Source organism: Mesorhizobium sp. M7D.F.Ca.US.004.03.1.1, assembly GCF_003998635.1.
GTDB lineage: Bacteria > Pseudomonadota > Alphaproteobacteria > Rhizobiales > Rhizobiaceae > Mesorhizobium > Mesorhizobium loti.
In genome coordinates, this window is record NZ_RZQG01001706.1 from 1 (window position 1) to 538 (window position 538).

Annotated in this window: 1 pseudogene; it reads left to right on the top strand. The window is 70.3% G+C overall.

Going from position 1 to position 538, the window contains the following annotated elements:
* Nucleotides 1-421 (top strand): annotated as a pseudogene (locus tag EN935_RS39610) (GcrA cell cycle regulator); the annotation flags it as partial.
* Nucleotides 422-538: the final 117 nt, after the last annotated feature.

The window sequence follows — 538 nt, forward strand, 5'->3', positions numbered from 1 at the left end:
GGGTAAGGTGAGCGCTAGGCCGGCCGCCGGCAGGATCGACGCCGTGCTCGCTGTCACCGGCATGCGCAAGGCGGCCACCAAGCGCGACCCTTCGCCGGCCTGGCTGCCGCCGCGCCTGTTCGTGCGTGAAGTGGGCGTGCTGATCGCCGACGGCGAGGCCTATCGGTTCAAAGTCCCGGTGTCGCCGCGCACGCCCGTCGGCCGCCAGCCGCATGGCGTAGCGATGCGCTTCATCGATTGTCTGTTTGGGCGCTGCCGCGCGCCGCTGGACCTGACGCTGGAAGAAGACCCCGAGAACGACGCTCCAGGCAGCCGGCCGGGCGCCGACATGCTGTGCTGCGGCATGCGCACCAGGGCGCTGAAAAGCTATTGCCCCTACCATCAGGCACGCTTCCAGCGCCGCGTTTTTGTGGCGGGGTGAGGCTGCTCTCCCATTGCTGCCGCCAGCCCCCTCATCCGGCCGCTTCGCGGCCACCTTCTCCCCGTGGGGGAGAAGAGGGAGGCGCCGGCGCTGCAAGTCTCCTCTCCCCTCGGGGAG